General features: G+C 55.3%; 17 protein-coding genes. 5 read left to right on the top strand and 12 right to left on the bottom strand.

Annotation, left to right across the window (positions count from 1 at the left end; all coding sequences use genetic code 11):
- Positions 1-5: 5 nt before the first annotated feature.
- On the bottom strand, positions 6-1,688 hold the full coding sequence (locus tag FOC35_RS08640) for an AsmA family protein (protein ID WP_172568683.1): 1,683 nt from the start codon (positions 1,686-1,688) through the stop codon (positions 6-8).
- 120 nt (positions 1,689-1,808) lie between these two features.
- The gene (locus FOC35_RS08635; protein WP_172568682.1) at positions 1,809-3,200 is read right to left on the bottom strand and encodes an NCS2 family protein; all 1,392 of its coding nucleotides are present in this window, start codon (positions 3,198-3,200) and stop codon (positions 1,809-1,811) included.
- Positions 3,201-3,427: 227 nt separating this feature from the next.
- Here FOC35_RS08635 and gltS point away from each other — a divergent pair, with 227 nt between their 5' ends.
- The gene (gene gltS, locus FOC35_RS08630) at positions 3,428-4,630 is read left to right on the top strand and encodes a sodium/glutamate symporter (RefSeq protein WP_016538868.1); all 1,203 of its coding nucleotides are present in this window, start codon (positions 3,428-3,430) and stop codon (positions 4,628-4,630) included.
- On the opposite strand, the gene recG is transcribed toward gltS, so the two are convergent.
- Genes recG through gmk form a run of 5 tightly spaced genes read right to left on the bottom strand, consistent with a single transcriptional unit; the run spans position 4,627 to position 10,498 of the window.
- Entirely contained in the window at positions 4,627-6,708 is a 2,082-nt protein-coding gene (gene recG, locus FOC35_RS08625; RefSeq protein WP_172568681.1) for an ATP-dependent DNA helicase RecG, read from the bottom strand. The two genes, gltS and recG, sit on opposite strands and share 4 nt — an antisense overlap.
- Positions 6,709-6,711: 3 nt before the next feature.
- On the bottom strand, positions 6,712-7,401 hold the full coding sequence (gene trmH, locus FOC35_RS08620) for a tRNA (guanosine(18)-2'-O)-methyltransferase TrmH (RefSeq protein WP_172568680.1): 690 nt from the start codon (positions 7,399-7,401) through the stop codon (positions 6,712-6,714).
- Positions 7,402-7,405: 4 nt separating this feature from the next.
- A complete protein-coding gene (spoT, locus tag FOC35_RS08615; RefSeq protein ID WP_172568679.1) occupies positions 7,406-9,526 on the bottom strand; it encodes a bifunctional GTP diphosphokinase/guanosine-3',5'-bis pyrophosphate 3'-pyrophosphohydrolase in 2,121 nt (706 codons plus the stop codon).
- Between the two features lie 18 nt (positions 9,527-9,544).
- Entirely contained in the window at positions 9,545-9,820 is a 276-nt protein-coding gene (rpoZ, locus tag FOC35_RS08610; RefSeq protein WP_008457417.1) for a DNA-directed RNA polymerase subunit omega, read from the bottom strand.
- A 54-nt stretch (positions 9,821-9,874) separates the two neighbouring features.
- A complete protein-coding gene (gene gmk, locus FOC35_RS08605; protein WP_016538872.1) occupies positions 9,875-10,498 on the bottom strand; it encodes a guanylate kinase in 624 nt (207 codons plus the stop codon).
- 255 nt (positions 10,499-10,753) lie between these two features.
- On the opposite strand from gmk, the gene ligB reads away from it, so the two are divergent.
- Complete coding sequence (ligB, locus tag FOC35_RS08600; protein ID WP_172568678.1) at positions 10,754-12,445, top strand: NAD-dependent DNA ligase LigB; 1,692 nt, start codon at positions 10,754-10,756, stop codon at positions 12,443-12,445.
- Here ligB and FOC35_RS08595 read toward each other — a convergent pair.
- The gene (locus FOC35_RS08595) at positions 12,439-13,056 is read right to left on the bottom strand and encodes a trimeric intracellular cation channel family protein (RefSeq protein WP_016538874.1); all 618 of its coding nucleotides are present in this window, start codon (positions 13,054-13,056) and stop codon (positions 12,439-12,441) included. The genes ligB and FOC35_RS08595 overlap by 7 nt on opposite strands.
- Before the next feature lie 194 nt (positions 13,057-13,250).
- Here FOC35_RS08595 and FOC35_RS08590 point away from each other — a divergent pair, with 194 nt between their 5' ends.
- Positions 13,251-13,643 (top strand): hypothetical protein, encoded by a 393-nt coding sequence (locus FOC35_RS08590; RefSeq protein WP_172568677.1) that lies wholly within the window; start codon positions 13,251-13,253, stop codon positions 13,641-13,643.
- 37 nt (positions 13,644-13,680) lie between these two features.
- Here the strand turns inward: FOC35_RS08590 and FOC35_RS08585 are convergent, their stop codons facing one another.
- On the bottom strand, positions 13,681-14,544 hold the full coding sequence (locus FOC35_RS08585; protein ID WP_016538876.1) for a YicC/YloC family endoribonuclease: 864 nt from the start codon (positions 14,542-14,544) through the stop codon (positions 13,681-13,683).
- Positions 14,545-14,669: 125 nt separating this feature from the next.
- Between FOC35_RS08585 and rph the strand changes: the two genes are divergently transcribed.
- Positions 14,670-15,386 (top strand): ribonuclease PH, encoded by a 717-nt coding sequence (gene rph / locus FOC35_RS08580; RefSeq protein ID WP_039898994.1) that lies wholly within the window; start codon positions 14,670-14,672, stop codon positions 15,384-15,386.
- A 65-nt stretch (positions 15,387-15,451) separates the two neighbouring features.
- On the top strand, positions 15,452-16,093 hold the full coding sequence (gene pyrE, locus FOC35_RS08575; RefSeq protein WP_172568676.1) for an orotate phosphoribosyltransferase: 642 nt from the start codon (positions 15,452-15,454) through the stop codon (positions 16,091-16,093).
- A 33-nt stretch (positions 16,094-16,126) separates the two neighbouring features.
- Here the strand turns inward: pyrE and slmA are convergent, their stop codons facing one another.
- The 3 genes from slmA to coaBC form a co-directional block, all read right to left on the bottom strand.
- Positions 16,127-16,723, bottom strand: coding sequence for a nucleoid occlusion factor SlmA (slmA, locus tag FOC35_RS08570; RefSeq protein ID WP_016538879.1), 597 nt, complete (start codon positions 16,721-16,723; stop codon positions 16,127-16,129).
- A gap of 120 nt (positions 16,724-16,843) precedes the next feature.
- A complete protein-coding gene (gene dut / locus FOC35_RS08565) occupies positions 16,844-17,302 on the bottom strand; it encodes a dUTP diphosphatase (RefSeq protein WP_172568675.1) in 459 nt (152 codons plus the stop codon).
- Positions 17,280-18,491, bottom strand: coding sequence for a bifunctional phosphopantothenoylcysteine decarboxylase/phosphopantothenate--cysteine ligase CoaBC (gene coaBC, locus FOC35_RS08560; protein WP_172570339.1), 1,212 nt, complete (start codon positions 18,489-18,491; stop codon positions 17,280-17,282). The genes dut and coaBC overlap by 23 nt, the downstream gene beginning before the upstream one ends.
- Positions 18,492-18,637: the final 146 nt, after the last annotated feature.

Genomic DNA, 18,637 nt, shown 5'->3' with positions numbered 1-18,637 from the left:
GCAGTTTATGCGCCGGGGACTACTCCGTTATGCATCGTTTGCTGGATTTGTTTCCCACCGGCGTCGGTGGCCTTCAGGCTCCCGTTAACGCTCGGCTTCAGGGCCGCGTCTGCCGCCAGATTTCCGCTTACCGAGAGCTGTAAATTACCGTCACCCTCGAGCGGCAGCGCAGGCCAGCCCCATGCCTGAAGCACGTTAACCGGTATGCTCTGGCCCTTCAGGTTAACGCTCACCGCCCTCTGAGGCGTCTGGCTCACGTTTGCCGTTGCCTCGAGTAATCCTTTACCGGTAAAGGCGCTAATCTCGTTTATCGCAATTTGATTCTGGCTGGCATTCAGCGAAATGGACGGGCGGCGGACATCAACGCGATTAAACGTCGCGGCGGCGGCATTGAACGACGCATTGCCCGCCCAAATTCCCCACTGATGCTCCCGCACCAGCTCAATATTGGTGGCCGTTCCGTCAAGCCCGGTTAGCTGGAACGGCCAGTTAGCATCGATATCAATAATCAGGTTGCGGTTAGCCGAGAATTTTTTCACCGTCACAGAACTCAGCCAGTCAGGCAGTTTCTCCATCCACAGCGCCTTCCAGTTTGCTGGAAGAGTATATTCGAGACCGCTAATCACGGCTTCGTCCACCAGAGCCCGGTTGCCGTCGCGCAGCCACTGGCCGGAAGCGCGAACCAGGCCGCCTTCCCAGCGCGAGCTGAACTGGCGCAGCGTGGCGCCCTCTGGAGCAAAATCGACATTCACAATCGGATCCTGCAAATGCAGAGAGCCGTTAATAAATTCGCTGGCGTTCATCGATAGCTGGCCGTCATCGCTCTGCCAGCCACCGTTGGCCAGCGTGAGATTGCGCAAGCTGAGAGCCAGGTCGTTTACCGCCCACTCTTTTCCTTCCAGACGGGCATCGGTGATTTCCAGCCGATCTATTTTGAGAGAAGGAACCGACGTGACCGGCGCGAGAAAATCGGTGAGCGACGAGGCGGTTTGCAGTCGAATATCGTTGAGCCGAAGGCTGCCAACCTGCCAGGAGCCATCGGCGTTACGGTGTGCGCTCCCCGTCAGGGAGCCGCGAGCAACATCCGCCCCGATAGTCGTCAGCGTGACCCGATCGTTGTCCAGCGCCCCCTGGAGCAATACATTGCTGGCGTTTATGCCGTTGAGCGTCAGTGAACCAGCGCTGAAGGAGATATTGGCTTTATTTCCGAGAACCTTGCCCGCTTCCGGTTGCCACGGAGAGACGCCGCCCTCTACGCGCTGGGCGCTGAGGCTCCATTCGCTGCCCGGGCTGTTAATAGCCATATCCTGAAGCTGGAGCTTGTCCGCATCCAGAGGCAGCGGAACGGCGCTGGCGCTGAGGCTTAGCGTGCCCTGTTGCAGCAAAATGGTGTCAACGTAGAAGGGTTGTGAGAACTGGCGCGTGCTCAGCCCAATATCCACATTCTTTGCCACCAGCGTGGCGGGCTGGCCGGACCGGCCAAATGTGACGTTATGAAACACCAGATGAGTGGGAGAAGACCAGCTGTGCTCCATCTCATTAAACGAGAGGTGATACTGGCTCTTTTCATTCACCCAACTGCTGATTTGGCTCGCGCCCCAGCGGGTCTGCAACAAAATATAAAAGGCGACCAGCGCCAGAATCACCAGGCCCAGCAGAGCAAGAATTAGCTTTCCGAGAAATTTCATTGTCTTCCGTCCCATGAAGTTTCGGTAAGGGTGTTATGCCCCATTTACCGCTTTAGCTCAAGGAAGGGATTGTCAGAGGAGGTTTCGCGCCGGCAAAAAGATCGCCGGCGCGTGAGGATATTACTCTTTTTCCGGCGGGAAAATCAGGTTCAGAACGATGGCCGTAATACCGCCGGCAGCGATACCTGAAGAGAGCAGAGTTTTCATCCAGTCAGGCGCGAACTGCAAAATCAGCGGCTGCTGTGATACGCCAAGACCTACGGCGAGAGACAGGGCAATTATCATAATAGCGCGGCGGTTTAACGGCTCGCGGGAGACGATACGCACGCCGGAAGCGGCGATAGTCCCGAACATGACGATAGTTGCGCCGCCGAGCACCGGCTCAGGGATATGCTGCACGAAGCCGCTTACCGCCGGGAACAGGCCGAGTACAATCAGCATCAGCGCCACCACAAAGCCCACGTAGCGGCTGGCTACGCCGGTCAACTGAATCACGCCGTTGTTCTGGCCGAAGCAGGAGTTGGGGAAGGTGTTGAACACCGCCGAAACGCAGGAGTTCAGGCCATTTGCCAGCACGCCGCCCTTGAGGCGTTTCATATACAGCGGGCCGGAAACCGGCTGCTCTGAAACGTCTGAGGTGGCGGTAATATCGCCGATGGTTTCCAGCGAAGTCACCATAAATACCAGCATCAGCGGGATAAGCAGGCTCCAGTCAATGCCCAGGCCGTAATACAGCGGCGTTGGAACCGTAATCAGGCTGGTATTGGTCGGTGCGGTGCTGGCAGGCAGCATGTCGAGTGCCCAGGCCAGCAGATAGCCGACGGCCATCGCGATAACCAGCGAGGCTACGCGCAGGTAAGGGTTACGCTGGCGGTTAAGCAGAATGATGACCAACAGTACGGCGCCGGCCAGCAGCAGGTTTTTAGGCGCGCCAAAAGAGTGATCGGCCATCGCACCATAGCCGCCGCCGATGGAGGTCAGCCCGACCTGAATCAGCGACAGGCCGATAATCATGACCACCACGCCGGAAACCAGCGGGGTAATGATGCGGCGGGCGAGATGCAATACGCGGGAAATAACCATTTCCGTGCAGCTGGCGAGCATCAAAGTACCGAACAGCGCGGCCATCATTGTCGGCACGTCGGCACCGCCGTTTTTCAGCGCCATACCGCCCATAATCAGCGGTGAAACAAAGTTAAAGCTGGTTCCCTGAATCGACAGCAGGCCAGAGCCAACCGGCCCCCAGGCTTTGATTTGAATAATTGAGGCTACGCCGGAGGCGAACAGCGACATACTGATGATGTGCTGAGTATCTGATGCCGGTAATCCTAATGCCTGGCAAATCAGCAGCGCCGGAGTGATAACCGCGACAAACATGGCCAGCAGGTGCTGACAGGCGGCGAAAAGCGTTTGCGGAAGCGGCGGGCGGTCTTCAAGGCGATAGATCAGTTCGCTCGGATGAGTCTGCGCAACCGGTTGCTCATTTTCTGACTCGACGGCATTTACGGACATCAGAGGTTATCTCGTGGCTGGAAAAGCGCTGATTTTAACGGACTGGGCGGCAAAAGCAAACGATTGCCAGTAAAAGTCAATAAGAGTGAAATTTCATAACTCTGCCGTTAGTTATAACTTTCACCCTGTTTTTGGTTAAAATATGGCAGCTGATTTCCCAAAGAGGGGAAATAACAGCAAAGGATAATCAAGCGCGCTGTCAGGCATGCGCAAAAAGGAGCACTGCAATGTTTCATCTTGATACGCTTTCTACTCTGGTCGCCGCCACGCTTGTTTTATTGCTGGGGCGAAAAATGGTCCATTCGGTCCCCTTTCTAAAGAAGTACACCATTCCTGAGCCGGTCGCCGGTGGCTTGTTGATAGCCGTTGCGCTGCTGGTGCTGAAAAAAAGCATGGGCTGGGAAATTGAGTTTGATATGAGCCTCAGAGACCCCCTGATGCTCGCATTCTTCGCCACTATCGGGCTTAACGCTAATATCGCCAGTTTGCGCAAGGGCGGAAGAGTGGTGGGAATTTTCCTGTTTGTCGTCGTCGGGCTGCTGGTGATGCAAAACGCCATCGGTATCGGTATGGCAAGCATGTTGGGATTAGATCCGTTGATGGGACTGCTTGCCGGTTCGATTACGCTTTCCGGCGGCCACGGTACGGGGGCGGCATGGAGCAAGCTGTTCACCGAGCGCTATGGCTTCCAGAATGCGACGGAAGTGGCCATGGCCTGTGCAACCTTTGGTCTGGTTCTGGGCGGTTTAATCGGCGGCCCGGTTGCCCGCTATTTGGTTAAGCACTCCTCAACGCCAAACGGCGCGCCGGAAGACAATGAGATCCCGGGGGCTTTTGAAAAGCCTGACGTTGGCCGCGTGATAACTTCCCTGGTGCTGATAGAAACCATCGCCCTGATAGCCATATGCCTGACGGCAGGGCGTGTCGTGGCCGGGCTTTTGCAAGGTACGGCGTTTGAGCTGCCGACGTTTGTCTGCGTGCTGTTTGTCGGCGTGATCCTCAGCAATGCGCTGGCAATTATGGGCTTTTATCGTGTATTCGAACGTGCGGTTTCGGTACTCGGCAACGTCAGCCTGTCGCTGTTCCTGGCGATGGCGTTGATGAGCCTCAAGCTCTGGGAGCTGGCTTCCCTCGCGCTGCCGATGCTGGCCATTCTGGCGGTACAAACGCTGTTTATGGCGCTGTATGCCATCTTTGTCACCTGGCGTTTGATGGGCAAAAACTACGATGCGGCGGTGCTGGCTGCGGGGCATTGCGGATTTGGTATGGGCGCAACGCCAACGGCGATTGCTAACATGCAGGCTATTACCGAGCGTTTTGGCCCTTCGCATATGGCGTTTCTGGTGGTGCCGATGGTCGGGGCGTTTTTTATCGATATTGTAAACGCAGTCGTCATCAAGCTGTTCCTGATGCTGCCGCTGTTTGGCTAAGCGTTTGAATAACGCTCGGTTTCCGGCATCCATCGCTCGATGAGCGCCAGAGCCTGCTCGGGATAGCGCTCATGAATATGGCGCGCCAGGCGCTGAACCTGCGGGATCATCCCCTGGTCCCGCAGCAGGTCGGCAACTTTGAACTCAGCGGTGCCGGTCTGGCGGGTGCCGAGCAGCTCGCCAGGACCGCGGATTTCGAGATCTTTCTGCGCGATAACGAAACCGTCATTACTGTCCCTTAGCACCTGCAGGCGCAGCTGGGCGGTTTTCGACAGCGGCGATTTATAAAGCAGTACGCAGTGGGAAGCAACCGCGCCTCGGCCAACGCGGCCGCGAAGCTGGTGGAGTTGCGCAAGACCCAGACGCTCCGGGTTTTCGATGATCATCAGGCTGGCATTGGGCACGTCCACGCCGACTTCGATGACCGTCGTCGCAACCAGGAGATGCAGTTCGCCCTGCTTAAAGGCCTGCATAACCGCCTGCTTTTCCTGCGGCTTCATGCGGCCGTGTACCAGACCGACGTTAAGCTCCGGCAATGCGCCTTTTAACTCTTCCCACGTCACTTCTGCCGCCTGGGCTTCCAGTAGCTCCGACTCTTCTATCAGGGTACAAACCCAGTAGGCCTGGCGGCCTTCATCGCGGCAGGCGCTGCGCACTCGTTCGATAATTTCATTGCGGCGCGTATCGGCTATTGCCACCGTGGTAACCGGCGTGCGGCCCGGCGGCAGCTCGTCAATAACCGAGGTATCAAGATCGGCGTATGCGGTCATCGCCAGGGTGCGTGGGATAGGCGTGGCGGTCATGATCAGCTGATGAGGGTGGAAGCCCTGTATCTGGCCTTTTTCCCACAACGCAAGGCGCTGGTGAACGCCAAAGCGGTGCTGTTCATCAATGATAACCAGCGCCAGGCCGGCAAACTGTACCTGTTCCTGGAAAATAGCGTGAGTACCCACCACCATAGAAACCTGGCCGCTGGCAATGGCTTCCTGTTGCGCAATCCTCGCTTTACCTTTCTGCTTCCCGGCCAGCCAGCCCACTTCTATGCCCAGCGGAGCAAACCACTGGCGGAAGTTATTGGCGTGCTGCTCTGCCAGCAGTTCCGTGGGGGCCATCAGGCCAACTTGTTTGCCGTGCGCAATAGCCCGCAGCGCGGCAAGCGCGGCAACCAGCGTTTTGCCCGATCCAACATCCCCCTGTACCAGGCGCATCATCGGCACGTCCTTCGCTAAATCCTGCTCTATCTCAGCGACTACGCGCGCCTGCGCCCCGGTTGGTTTAAACGGCAGCGCCGCCAGCAGCCTATTTTTTAGCTCGTCGTGATGGGTTAGCGGCAGAGCATGGTAGCGCTGCGCCCCGGCCCGGAGAGCGAGCATACTCAGGTTGTGGGCGAGCAGCTCTTCCAGAATGAGGCGCTGCTGAGCAGGGTGTTTACCGGTTTCGAGGTCGGCAAGCTTCATGTCCGGCGGGGGGCGATGCAAAGTACGCAGAGCTTCCGGCAGGCTAATCATGCCCTGGCTTAGCTCGGTCGGCAGCAGTTCGGCAATGGCGCAGGTATCCAGTAACTCAAGCGCCTGGTCGGTAAGCTTACGCAACGTGGCCTGGCGAATACCTTCGGTTGTCGGGTAAACAGGGGTTAGCGTTTCCTGTAGCTCAGGAGTGCTCAGGTCGCCCTGAATACGGTATTCCGGGTGGATCATCTCCGCGCCATATTTACCACGTTTGGCTTCGCCGTAAGCAAGCACGCGCTTGCCGGTGGCAAGGCTATTTTTCATCGCCGCGTTGAAGTTGAAGAAACGCATCGTCAGTATGCCGGTGCCGTCGCTTATCTGGCAGGTCATCATGCGGCGGCCGCCGAAAGTGATATTGCAGTTCAGCACTTCGCCTTCCACCGTGGCGTAAACGCCGGGTAGCAGGTCGTTAATCGAATAAAGATGGGTGCGGTCTTCGTAACGCAGAGGCAGATGAAGCAGCAGATCCTGGAGGGTGTGCAGGCCAATTTTGGCCAGCTTTCCGCTCTGGCTGGCACCCACTCCGGCAAGCGTGCTTAACGGTATGGCATCCAGCAGGCGGCCTTTCATGGCTTACTCCGCGGACTGCATCGTTGCCCACCATGCGGCATCAGCTTCTATCTCACCTTGCTGATTCACATGTGGGTAAGGCAGGCCTTTGCGGCGGGACACCTTCGCCAGCACCGGGTAACCGCCTTCAAATAACAGTCTTTGCTGCTCGGCTTCCGGCAGTGCGCTATTTTCGCGCTGGTACATACCTGCGTTCTGACGCTGGCGCTGGGCTTCATAAAGAATCAGCGCGGAAGCGACGGAGACGTTGAGCGACTGCACCATGCCCGTCATCGGAATAATGATGTCCTGGTCTGCGAGAGCCAGCGCTTCTGCGGTAATACCGGTTTTTTCCTGGCCCATCAGAATGCAGGTTGGGCGCGTATAGTCTATCTCGCGGAAATCTACGGCTTTGTCGGAAAGGTTGGTTGCCAGAATTTGCATACCGCTGCTTTTTAGCTGGCTAACGGCTTCGCCGATGGTGGCGTGGGTTTTCACTTCTACCCACGAGTTGCTGCCCGCGGCCGAGGAGGCCATGGTGCGCATACGGCTTCCCGGCCAGACCGCGTGCACTTCATGCACGCCGACGGCATCGGCGGTACGAATTATTGCGGAGACGTTATGGGGCTTGTGCACCTGCTCCATGCAAACGGTCAGGTCAGGCTGGCGTCTGGCGAGCATCTCGCAAATACGCGCATAACGTTGAGGATTCATAACACTAGTTTCTGTTGCGGGTAACTTTAATCACATCCGGCATCACGCGGATCTTGCGCATGATGTTTGCCAGATGGACGCGGTCCCGGGCGGTCAGTCGAATAAAGGCGCTGTAAACGCGGCCGTCTTTCTCTTCGGTATTCAGGCTCTGAATATTAGAACCCGCGGTGTTGATAGCCGCAGTCAGGTTGGCCAGCGCGCCCTGGTGGTTGAACATGTCCACCTTGATCTCGGTAATGAATTCCTGCTCGGTCTCTTTATCCCACTCTACCGCCATAAACTTCTCAGGCTCTTTCTGGTAGCCACGAATATTTCGACAGGACTCATGGTGGATAACCAACCCTTTTCCAGGGCTGACGTGAGCAACGATAGGATCTCCCGGGATAGGGCGACAGCACTTGGCGAAGGTAATCAGTACGCCGTCAGCGCCTTTGATTGGCAAGTTGCTGTGGGTTGACGTCGTCGCCGAGCTGGGTTGTGAGGTGACCGGAGCTTCACCCTGAAGGTTTTTTGCCACCACCACGCTCATCGCGTTGCCGAGGCCGATTTCTGCCAGCAGGTCGTCAAGAGACGCCAGTTTCATGCGTTCCAGCTCGCGCTGAACGTTCTCGGCCGGGATCTCGGCAAGCTTGCGGCTGCCGCCCAGCGCATGGTTGAGCAGGCGACGCCCAAGGCTGACGGAGTCGTCGCGCTTGAGGTTTTTCAGCATCTGGCGAATTTTGGCGCGTGCTTTGGAGCTGACGACAAAATTGAGCCACGCGGCATTCGGGCGTGCGCCCGGCGCGGTGATGATTTCGATAGTCTGGCCGCTGGTCAGCGACTGTGACAGCGGATATGGCTGGCGGTCTACGCGTGCGCCTACGCAGGCATGGCCGATGTCGGTATGAACCGCATAGGCAAAATCCACCGGCGTTGCGCCCGCAGGCAGCTCCACGATGCGGCCTTCCGGGGTGAAAACGTAAATCTCATCCGGGAACAGATCGGATTTTACGCTCTCGATAAATTCAAACGAGCTACCTGCGCTTTGCTGAAGCTCCAGCAGGCTTTGCATCCAGCGCTGGGCGCGGATTTGTGCGGTTGTGCTGCTTTCGCCCTGCTCTTTGTAAGCCCAGTGCGCAGCAACCCCCATTTCCGCCATCTGATCCATATCTTCGGTACGGATTTGCACTTCAACCGGCACGCCGTGTGGCCCGATCATTGAAGTGTGCAGGGACTGATAGCCGTTCGCTTTTGGAATGGCAATATAGTCCTTAACCCGGCCTGGACGCGGTTTATAGAGGCTGTGCATCTGCCCGAGTACGCGGTAACAGGTATCCATATCGTGAACGATTACGCGGAAAGCGTAGATGTCCATAATTGAATGGAAACGCTGCTCTTTGAGCGTCATCTTGCAGTAAATGGAGTAAAGGTGTTTTTCGCGACCGCTGACGCGGCATGGAATACCGGCTTCCTGCAAACGTCCGTCGATTTCTGAGAGGATTTTTTGAATCATCTCTTTGCGGTTACCGCGCGCCGCTTTTACCACTTCTTTAATTACGCGGTAACGGTTCGGGTAAAGCGCTTCAAAGCCTAGCTCTTCCAGTTCGGTTTTCAGATGATGAATACCAAGGCGGTGGGCCAGCGGGCTGTAGATTTCGAGGGTTTCACGGGCAATGCGGCGGCGCTTGTCCGGGCGCAGTGAACCCAGGGTTCGCATATTGTGGGTGCGGTCTGCGAGCTTGATCAAGATGACGCGGATGTCCTGCACCATCGCCATGATCATTTTGCGGAAGTTTTCGGCCTGCGCCTCTTTCTTATCGCGGAACTTCAGTTTGTCTAGCTTAGAGACCCCTTCCACCAGCTCGGCAACGCTTTTGCCAAACAGTTGTTCCATATCCTGGTAGGTGGCAGGGGTGTCTTCAATCACATCATGCAGCAGCGCCGCCATTAGCGTTTCATGGTCGAGTTTCATCTCGGCCAGAATGCAGGCGACGGCTACCGGATGGGTGATATAGGGTTCACCGCTTGAACGAGTTTGTCCCTCGTGAGCATCACGCGCGACAAGGTATGCCTGCCGAAGGCGCTTGATTTGCTCCTCGGGCAGATAGTTTTGAATCAGCTGATTCAGGCTCTCAAACAGATACAAGGGCTACCCGCGGGCTAATTAACGACGACCTTCAGCAATAGCAGTAACGGCCTGCAGTTCTGCGGCTTCCTGCTCTTGCTGTTCCTGGCGCTCACGTACATCGAGGATCTGGTTGGTTATCAACCCTTCTTCGATTTCGCGCAGTGCGATAACGGTCGTTTTGTCGTTTTCTTCCGGTACAAGCGGATCTTTACCGCCAACCTGCATCTGACGAGCGCGACGCGCGGCGACAAGTACCAGGTCAAAACGGTTACCAATTTTCTCTACTGCGTCCTGAACGGTTACGCGTGCCATAATTAAAATGCTCCACAGGTGAAGAAATGACTGGGCATGATACTGAAACTGGTGTCAGTCTGCCAATAGTTTGCTGATTAAAGCGTCATGTCGCATCTTTTGGCGACCCATTCGTAGACGCTCGGCACGAATGATTATCTTTAAATCAGACAGCGCGGTATCAAAATCATCATTAACGATGAGGTAATCATACTCCGCATAGTGACTCATTTCCGCAACGGCTTGTTCCATGCGTTTTGCAATCACTTCTTCGCTGTCCTGACCGCGGCCGCGCAGGCGTCTGTCCAGCTCGTCTTTTGACGGTGGCAGAATAAAGATGCTGCGGGCCTGAGGCATTTTCTGACGAATCTGCTGTGCGCCCTGCCAGTCTATATCCAGAAACACATCCACGCCCGTCGCCAGCACGTCTTCAATTGCGCGGCGTGAAGTACCGTAATAGTTGCCAAATACTTCCGCATGTTCGAGGAAAGCATCTTCAGCAATCATCTGCCGGAATTCATCTTTAGCCACAAAGAAATAGTGCTCGCCGTGGTTTTCGCCCGGGCGCATACCGCGAGTGGTATGCGAGATGGAAACCTGCGTGTCGTACAGCGGTTGTGTCTTTAACAAAGCCTGGATGAGGCTGGATTTACCCGCGCCACTTGGAGCGGAAACAATATAAAGCGTGCCTTGAGCCATGAGTTCTAACTTAGTCGGTATGCATAAAAGGAAGAGCGTCTACCGGCATATTATACACACCGCCGCCGCGCGACGAAGATTTTGTGATCGGCTACGGTGGTTTTTCTCGCGCTTTACGTGATGTTTCCCTTTTATTTACTTCATTTTCTGCAACGCCTCAGGTTTTCAGGAAGCACTGCCTCATAAATGAGATTCCTCGTTAGTGACCGGTCATCAATCCGGCTATATCTCCGTTCAGGCAGTTACGGAGGCAATATGAGAACAATAATAGGGGCGTTTATCTTAGTGTTACTGGCAGGCCAGGCTTCGGCCTCAGCGTCCTGTCCGGCATGGCCGGAAGTCAGAACCAGGCAGGAGATTGAAAAGCTGGCTCAGCAGGTCTCTGCCTGGGATGAAGCCTACTATCAACAAGGAAAGAGCCTGGTTAGCGATGCAGTCTACGATAGCCTGCTGGAAACGCTGGCGGCCTGGCGGGGCTGCGTGGGGTCGGGACAGCAGGCTCACCCTGTTCGGCTTGGGGCTGCCGGGCGCTTGTCCCACCCGGTCGCCCACACTGGAGTGAAAAAGCTGCGGGATAAGCAGGCTGTCGCTCTGTGGATGAGGGGGCGGAACGACTTATGGGTACAGCCAAAAGTCGACGGTGTTGCGATAACGCTTGTGTACCGTAACGGCAGGCTGGAAAAAATGCTCAGTCGCGGCGATGGGCTAAAAGGGGAGGACTGGACTCATAAGGCTACCGGGATAGCAGCAATTCCTCGCCAGGTCCCTGCTTCACTTGAAAATAGCGTGCTGCAAGGCGAATTGTTCCTTAAACGCAGCGGCCATATTCAAAGCAACATGGGCGGAGTTAATGCCAGAGCTAAGGTAGCGGGTGAAATGCTGCGTATCGGTTCAATCACCGATAGCGACGCATGGGGCGTTTTTATCTGGGCGTGGCCGGATGGCCCTGAAAATATGATTAAAAAGACTGAGCTATTGAAACAGGCCGGATTTTCGCTTACTGCGGCCTGGACGAAGCCGGTCTCTAACGTTGGAGAAATTGCTCTTCTGCGTGATAGCTGGTTTCGCCAGCCTTTGCCCTTTGTTACCGATGGCATCGTTATTCGGCAGGCGCGTGAACCGCAGGCGAAGTTTTGGCGCCCCGGCGAGGGTGAGTGGGTGGTGGCGTGGAAGTTTGCCCCGGCGGAGCAGCTCACCGGCGTCAGAAAAGTCCATTTCACCGTTGGCAGGACAGGGAAAATAGCGGTGGTGCTTGAACTTGAAGAGACACAGCTGGACGACAAACACGTCAGGCGGGTGAATATTGGCTCAGTGAAGCGCTGGCGGGAGTGGGATGTGGTCGCTGGCGATAGAGTGAAAATCAGCCTTGCGGGGCAGGGTATTCCCCGGCTGGAGAAGGTTGTCTGGCGCGTTGGTCAGCGGGATAAACCCAAGTCGCCTGGTGCTCAGGCTAGTGCGGTGAGCTGCCTTTTCGCATCAGTAGAGTGCCACGAGCAGTTTCTTGCGCGACTTACGTGGCTGAGCCAAAAATCGCTACTCGACTTGCCCGGGGTTAGCCAAAACAGCTGGCGGCAGTTGCTGACGGGCACGCGCTTGCAGCATATTTTTTCATGGCTGGCGCTGAGCCGGGAGGCGTTGTTGGGGCTACCGGGGTTAACGGCAAAAAAATCTGAATTGCTGTGGCACCGATTTTCTTTAGCAAGACAGCAGCCGTTTATCCGCTGGATACAGGCGATGGGAATGCCTTTACCGGCAAAGGCCCTGAATGAAATTAAAGAGAAGAGCTGGCAACAATTGTTGCGCCGGGACGAAACCGGCTGGCGTCGTCTGCCGGGCGTAGGCGCTACCCGGGCAAGGCAACTTATAGATTTTATGACGCATCCTCAGGTTGCTGCCCTGGCGATTTTCCTGGGGCAGCAAAAGATCGGCGGCTTTAGCCCTCAGTGATCGGCATGTTTGTAATGAAAAACGGGCAGGCCAAGCCGCAGGCGAAGCGCTAGCAGGCGCGTAGTGAAACCAAAGAGCAGGGTTGCTATCACCACAATATCGTGGCTGCTGACATAGTGCTGGAGTGCGATGTAAAGCACCGCTGAGGCAAAGGCGATGCCAGCGTACAGCTCTTTCTGGAAGACCAGAGGAATACGTTTGCAGAACATATCGCGCAGTACGCCGCCAAATACGCCCGTGACCACTGCCGCAATAGTCGCAATGATTGGGCCTTCACCCATATCAAGGGCGACCTGTGCGCCAATGATGGAAAAAACAACCAGCCCCAGCGCATCAAGAACTAAAAACAGCTTACGCAGGTGCGGCATAACAGGCGCCATGATGGTGGTGAGCACTGCGGCAATGGCCACGATAACAACATATTCAGGGTGTTTGACCCAGCCGAGGGGGTAATGGCCCAGCAGAATGTCGCGTACAGAGCCGCCGCCGAGAGCGGTTGCTGTGGCGATAATGATGACGCCAAAGGTATCCATACGGCGACGGCCAGCGGCCAGTGCGCCGGTCATAGCTTCCGCTGTGATACCGATAAGATAAAGGATGTGTAGCAGCATGAATGTCCCCTCAGAAGTTGCCCGAGGGTAGCGTTTTGTGCGTTGTATCACGATTGAGATTTTCTAAATTGAATGTGTATTGATTAGTTTTATTTATTCGAAAATATCAATTTATCCTCAATTATAGGGTTATCTATGAAATTAATCTTTAAAAAATGGATTAGTAGAACTATCGGTAACCGGAGGGGCTGACGATGAAAACTGTCTCTGCGGTGCTCAAGGCGTTAGCGAAAGGTATCAATCCTGAAACGGGAGAGCTGCTGGCATCCGGTTCGCTGGCGAATCAACCCGATGCGATAAGAATGCTGTTTGCACTTTCTGAGGAGCTGGCGGAGAGGCCGGAGAAGCAGAAACAGATCAAACTCACTCCCGAAGAACGGCAGCGAAAGAATATCGCTGAAGGCAGGCCAGCTAAAGCTTATTTTCCCTGGGCTGCCGATGAGAAAGTATTGCTGGACGTGAAGTATCGGCAAAATGAAGACATAAATGCATTAAGTCAGCAGTTCGGTCGCTCGGCGCGAGCGGTCGCTATTCAGCTGGAAAAGATGGGTTTAATTACGGCGGAACAGCTTCTGGCGACGCGCTGAGAAAGTTGAGAGGCCCATAAATCAGGGCCTCGCGGTATCACTCGATGTTCTGAATCTGCTCGCGCATTTGCTCGATCAAGACTTTCAGCTCGATGGCTGAGGTGGTGACATCTGAGTTTATCGATTTGGAGGCCAGCGTGTTCGACTCGCGGTTGAACTCCTGCATCATAAAGTCGAGGCGACGGCCAACGGCTTCTTTTTTCTTCAGGATGTTATAGGTCTCTTTAACGTGAGCTTCCAGGCGGTCAAGCTCTTCAGCGACGTCGATTCGCTGTGCCATCAGCACCAACTCTTGCTCAAGGCGGCTATTTTCAAGCTGTACTTCGGCTTCTTCCAGCTTGCTGACCAGGCGCTCACGCTGCCATTTAACCACTTCTGGCATTTGCGCTCGTACTTTCACCACTTCGGCGCTGACGCCTTCGAGGCGTTGCTCGATAAGCGCTTTTAATGCGTGGCCTTCAGTTTCGCGGGCAACAATAAAATCATCCAGTGCGCCATCCAGTGCGGCAAGGATCTCCGCGGCGATAGCGTCCAGGTCCTGCTCCTGAGCGGACATTACGCCGGGCCAGCGCAGAATATCAACCGGATTTATTTCCCCTTCGTCACTCTGCATTTTGACCCAGTTAGCGGCGTCAACCAGCTGCTTAGCCAGTTTTTCATTAAGGAGCAAAGCGCCTTGCGAGCGGGAGTCTGGTTCGAAGCGCAGGTTGCACTCGATTTTGCCGCGAGTCAGTCGATTGCGGATGCGTTCGCGCGCTACAGGCTCAAGGCTGCGGAACTGTTCCGGCATGCGGATGTAAGTTTCGAGATAGCGCTGGTTAACCGAGCGTAATTCCCAGGAGGCTGAGCCCCATTCACCTTTTACTTCACGCCGGGCGTAGGCGGTCATACTGCGGATCATAGCAGGTACCCGTTTTCAGCTAATGTATGAGGGGATTATAGCCATCAGGGGTCTTGCAGGATAGGAATAAGCGCCTGAAGTCCGTATAATGCGCAGCCACATTCGTTTTAGCCGGAGATAAGCCCATGCGTCCATCAGGTCGTAGCGCCGAACAAGTGCGCCCAGTTACCCTGACCCGCCATTACACTAAACACGCAGAAGGTTCCGTGCTTGTCGAGTTTGGTGATACCAAAGTGCTTTGCACCGCCACCCTTGAAGAAGGCGTTCCTCGCTTCCTGAAAGGTCAGGGCCAGGGCTGGATCACCGCCGAATACGGCATGCTGCCGCGTGCAACTCATAGCCGTAATGCGCGTGAAGCTGCAAAAGGCAAGCAGGGCGGCCGTACCCTTGAAATTCAGCGTCTGATCGCCCGCTCGCTGCGCGCGGCGGTAGATTTAAAGGCGCTGGGTGAATTCACCATCACTCTGGACTGCGACGTCCTGCAGGCCGATGGTGGCACCCGCACTGCTTCTATCACCGGTGCCTGCGTGGCGCTGGCCGATGCGCTGAACGGCCTTGTGGCTGCCGGTAAGCTGAAAACCAACCCAATGAAGGGAATGGTGGCGGCGGTTTCCGTCGGCATCGTCAAGGGTGAAGCGCTTTGCGATCTGGAGTATGTCGAAGACTCCTCGGCTGAAACCGATATGAACGTAGTGATGATGGAAGATGGGCGCATGATTGAAGTGCAGGGCACCGCCGAAGGCGAGCCGTTCTCCCATGAAGAGCTACTGGCGCTGCTAGCGCTGGCCCGAGGGGGAATTGATTCCATTATCGCGTCGCAGAAGGCGGCGTTAGAAAATTAATTTTTAAAAAGCGACTGAGAAGTCGCTTTTTTTATGTCCGTGTAACAACGCTAAGGAGCGAATCCATGAAACCGTATCAGCGCCAGTTTATTGAGTTTGCGCTTAACAAACAGGTACTCAAGTTTGGCGAATTTACGCTGAAATCCGGGCGTACCAGCCCCTATTTCTTCAACGCCGGGCTGTTTAATACCGGGCGCGATCTGGCGTTACTGGGGCGTTTTTATGCCGCCGCGCTGATGGATTCCGGTATCGACTTCGACCTGCTTTTTGGCCCGGCCTATAAGGGCATCCCTATCGCGACAACCACCGCGGTTGCGCTGGCCGAGCATCATGAACGGGATGTGCCTTATTGCTTCAACCGTAAAGAAGCGAAAGATCACGGCGAGGGTGGCAATCTGGTCGGTAGCCCGCTGAAGGGGCGTGTAATGCTGGTGGATGACGTGATAACCGCCGGAACGGCCATTCGTGAGTCGATGGAAATCATTGCCGCTAACGGTGCCAGCCTTGCGGGTGTTTTGATTTCTCTCGACAGGCAAGAACGCGGGCGCGCCGATATTTCTGCAATTCAGGAGGTTGAGCGTGATTATAAATGCCAGGTCATCTCTATCATCACTTTGAAGGACCTGATTGCCTATCTGGAAGAGAAACCAGAAATGGCCGACAAACTTGCTGCGGTGCGTAAGTATCGCGAAGAGTACGGCGTATAAGCCAGAAAAGAAAAGGGCCATCAGGCCCTTTTCTTAGTACAGCTGTGCGGCAATCAGCGGCCAGCGGGTATCGAAATCATCCGTGGGCAGATAGCGGAAGTCGCTGCGAACAAAACGCGAAAGCATCCCTTCACAGAAAGCCAGTAGCTGGCTTGCCAGCAGGGCTTCATCGGTAGTAAACCCTTCGCCTTCACGCATTTTCTTTTCGCGCATTACCTGACGCAGCTGAACCTCAATACGCTCAAACAGCTGATTGATGCGGTCCTGCAGGCGATCTTGTTCAAACATCAGCGCATGGCCGGTAAGAATGCGGGTTAACCCCGGGTTCCGTTCACCAAAACCCAGCACCAGCAGAACGATTAGCCGCAGGCGAGCCAGCGTATCTTTCTCATCTTTCAAAATCAGGTTAATGCGGGTAATCAGGCTGTCTTCGATAAACTCAATCAGGCTATCGAACATTTTCATCTTGCTGGGAAAATGCCGATAGAGCGCCGCTTCGGACACGCCAACCGTTGCCGCAAGTTTCGCGGTGGTAATGCGCTGGCTGCCGTCGCTGGATTCAAGCATTTGGGCCAGAGACTGAAGTATTTCCTCGCGACGATTCCTTTTCGCGGTCTGTTTTTCTGCCATGTTCTAAAATACCCCTGAAAATTACCTTGTCAGGCAAGCACCGCACCGCGCCCGCAAACGCCTGGTTTGCGGTCTGTTATAACGTTATCTACGCGGTAGGGTTACGTTTATAAAACGGTATTACTGGCGGCCAGAATGGCCAAAGCCGCCTTCGCCACGGTCGCTGGCATCAAAATCTTCGACCAGATTAAATTCTGCCTGTACCACAGGTACAAAGACCATTTGCGCGATGCGCTCGCCAGGCTGGATGATGAAGCTGTTCTGGCCACGGTTCCACACGGAAACCATCAACTGCCCCTGATAATCGGAGTCGATTAAACCCACCAGGTTGCCCAGCACAACGCCATGTTTATGACCCAGGCCTGAACGCGGGAGAATCACCGCCGCCAGGGATGCATCGGCAATGTGAATAGCCAGGCCGGTAGGCAGCAGCGTTGTGGCACCTGGAGCCAACTCTACGGCGTCATCTAAACAGGCGCGCAGGTCAAGACCGGCTGAACCGGAGGTGGCGTAGGTCGGCAGCGGAAATTGTTGGCCAACGCGCGGGTCCAGAATTTTAACGTCGATTTTTTTCATCATAGCGGGTAACGATCTCGTCCAGTAAAAGGTGGCCAAGGAGCTCTTTACGCTCAAGCGGTAAGACTTTATCTCCATCCTGCCAGAAAAGGTGTAATGCATTGCTGTCGCTGTTAAACCCCTGATTTTGCTTAGATACGTCATTAGCACAGATCAGGTCGAGGTTTTTAGCAGCGCGCTTTTTCCGGGCGTATTCTTCCACATTATTTGTTTCGGCGGCAAACCCTACAACATAGGGGCGACCTTCTGAAAGTGCGGCAACGCCGGCGACCACATCCGGGTTTTTCACCATTTTTAGAGTAATTTCATCACCTTGCTTTTTGATTTTCTCGTCAGCAACGGTGGCTGCCCTATAATCGGCAACGGCCGCACAGCCGATAAAAATCTGCTGGCTTGTGGCCTGCCGTTGTACGGCTTCGTTCATTTCCAGCGCGGTTGTTACATCTACCCGATTTACCCCGGCAGGCGTTGGCAAAGTTACCGGCCCGGCAACTAAAGTCACGTTTGCTCCGCGGGCGGCTGCGGCTGCGGCGATAGCAAAGCCCATTTTACCGGAGCTGTCATTGGTAATGTACCGAACGGGATCCAACCGCTCGCGAGTGGGGCCGGCGGTAATCATGACGTTCAGATGTTGCAGATCTTTGACTACCGAGAAATGCTCCACTGCCATGTCGACGAGTATTAACGGGTCCAGCATACGCCCCGGGCCGATGTCGCCGCACGCCTGGCTGCCGCTATCCGGCCCCCAAATCAGCAAGCCACGAGAGCCGAGTACGCCAAGATTATGTTGGGTTGACGCTGCCCGGTACATTTGCTGGTTCATGGCGGGAACGACCGCAACCGGTGCCGCAGTAGCAAGGCAGATGGTGCTGACCAGGTCGTTTGCCATCCCTGCTGCGATGCGGGCAATCAGGTCTGCGGTGGCGGGAGCAATAATGACTAAATCAGCCCATTTTCCCAGTTCGATGTGGCCCATTGCCGCTTCGGCAGCCGGGTCAAGCAGGCTGTCCGACACTGGATACCCGGAGACGGCCTGTAAGCTTAATGGTGTGATAAAGGCCTTCGCCGCCTCGGTCATTACCACTCGTACATCCGCTCCGCGATCGCGCAGACGACGCACCAGCTCAGGTGTTTTGTAAGCAGCAATACCGCCGCTGACACCAAGAACAATTTTCTTGCCGGAAAGCCCCATCATGATTTTTATCCGTTGGAAGTCACAGTCAGGAGGCTATTTTATCACAATCCCCGGCAAGGGACTTTTTGCTGTTTGCGAGGCATTACGCAAGACAGTAATCCGGAATCGCCCGATAAGAAAAAACGTCGCACTATAGCGTGGGT

This window comes from Cedecea sp. FDAARGOS_727 (assembly GCF_012273235.1).
Classification (GTDB): Bacteria; Pseudomonadota; Gammaproteobacteria; order Enterobacterales; family Enterobacteriaceae; genus Cedecea; species Cedecea davisae.
The sequence above is the reverse complement of the archived record's forward strand: the minus strand, read 5'-3'. Positions and strand labels throughout refer to the sequence as shown.

Coding starts and splice junctions, on each gene's coding strand:
- FOC35_RS08640 (WP_172568683.1), bottom strand. CDS start 1,688: ATGAAATTTCTCGGAAAGCTAATTCTTGCTCTGCTGGGCCTGGTGATT.
- FOC35_RS08635 (WP_172568682.1), bottom strand. CDS start 3,200: ATGTCCGTAAATGCCGTCGAGTCAGAAAATGAGCAACCGGTTGCGCAG.
- gltS (WP_016538868.1), top strand. CDS start 3,428: ATGTTTCATCTTGATACGCTTTCTACTCTGGTCGCCGCCACGCTTGTT.
- recG (WP_172568681.1), bottom strand. CDS start 6,708: ATGAAAGGCCGCCTGCTGGATGCCATACCGTTAAGCACGCTTGCCGGA.
- trmH (WP_172568680.1), bottom strand. CDS start 7,401: ATGAATCCTCAACGTTATGCGCGTATTTGCGAGATGCTCGCCAGACGC.
- rpoZ (WP_008457417.1), bottom strand. CDS start 9,820: ATGGCACGCGTAACCGTTCAGGACGCAGTAGAGAAAATTGGTAACCGT.
- gmk (WP_016538872.1), bottom strand. CDS start 10,498: ATGGCTCAAGGCACGCTTTATATTGTTTCCGCTCCAAGTGGCGCGGGT.
- ligB (WP_172568678.1), top strand. CDS start 10,754: ATGAGAACAATAATAGGGGCGTTTATCTTAGTGTTACTGGCAGGCCAG.
- FOC35_RS08595 (WP_016538874.1), bottom strand. CDS start 13,056: ATGCTGCTACACATCCTTTATCTTATCGGTATCACAGCGGAAGCTATG.
- FOC35_RS08590 (WP_172568677.1), top strand. CDS start 13,251: ATGAAAACTGTCTCTGCGGTGCTCAAGGCGTTAGCGAAAGGTATCAAT.
- FOC35_RS08585 (WP_016538876.1), bottom strand. CDS start 14,544: ATGATCCGCAGTATGACCGCCTACGCCCGGCGTGAAGTAAAAGGTGAA.
- rph (WP_039898994.1), top strand. CDS start 14,670: ATGCGTCCATCAGGTCGTAGCGCCGAACAAGTGCGCCCAGTTACCCTG.
- pyrE (WP_172568676.1), top strand. CDS start 15,452: ATGAAACCGTATCAGCGCCAGTTTATTGAGTTTGCGCTTAACAAACAG.
- slmA (WP_016538879.1), bottom strand. CDS start 16,723: ATGGCAGAAAAACAGACCGCGAAAAGGAATCGTCGCGAGGAAATACTT.
- dut (WP_172568675.1), bottom strand. CDS start 17,302: ATGATGAAAAAAATCGACGTTAAAATTCTGGACCCGCGCGTTGGCCAA.
- coaBC (WP_172570339.1), bottom strand. CDS start 18,491: ATGGGGCTTTCCGGCAAGAAAATTGTTCTTGGTGTCAGCGGCGGTATT.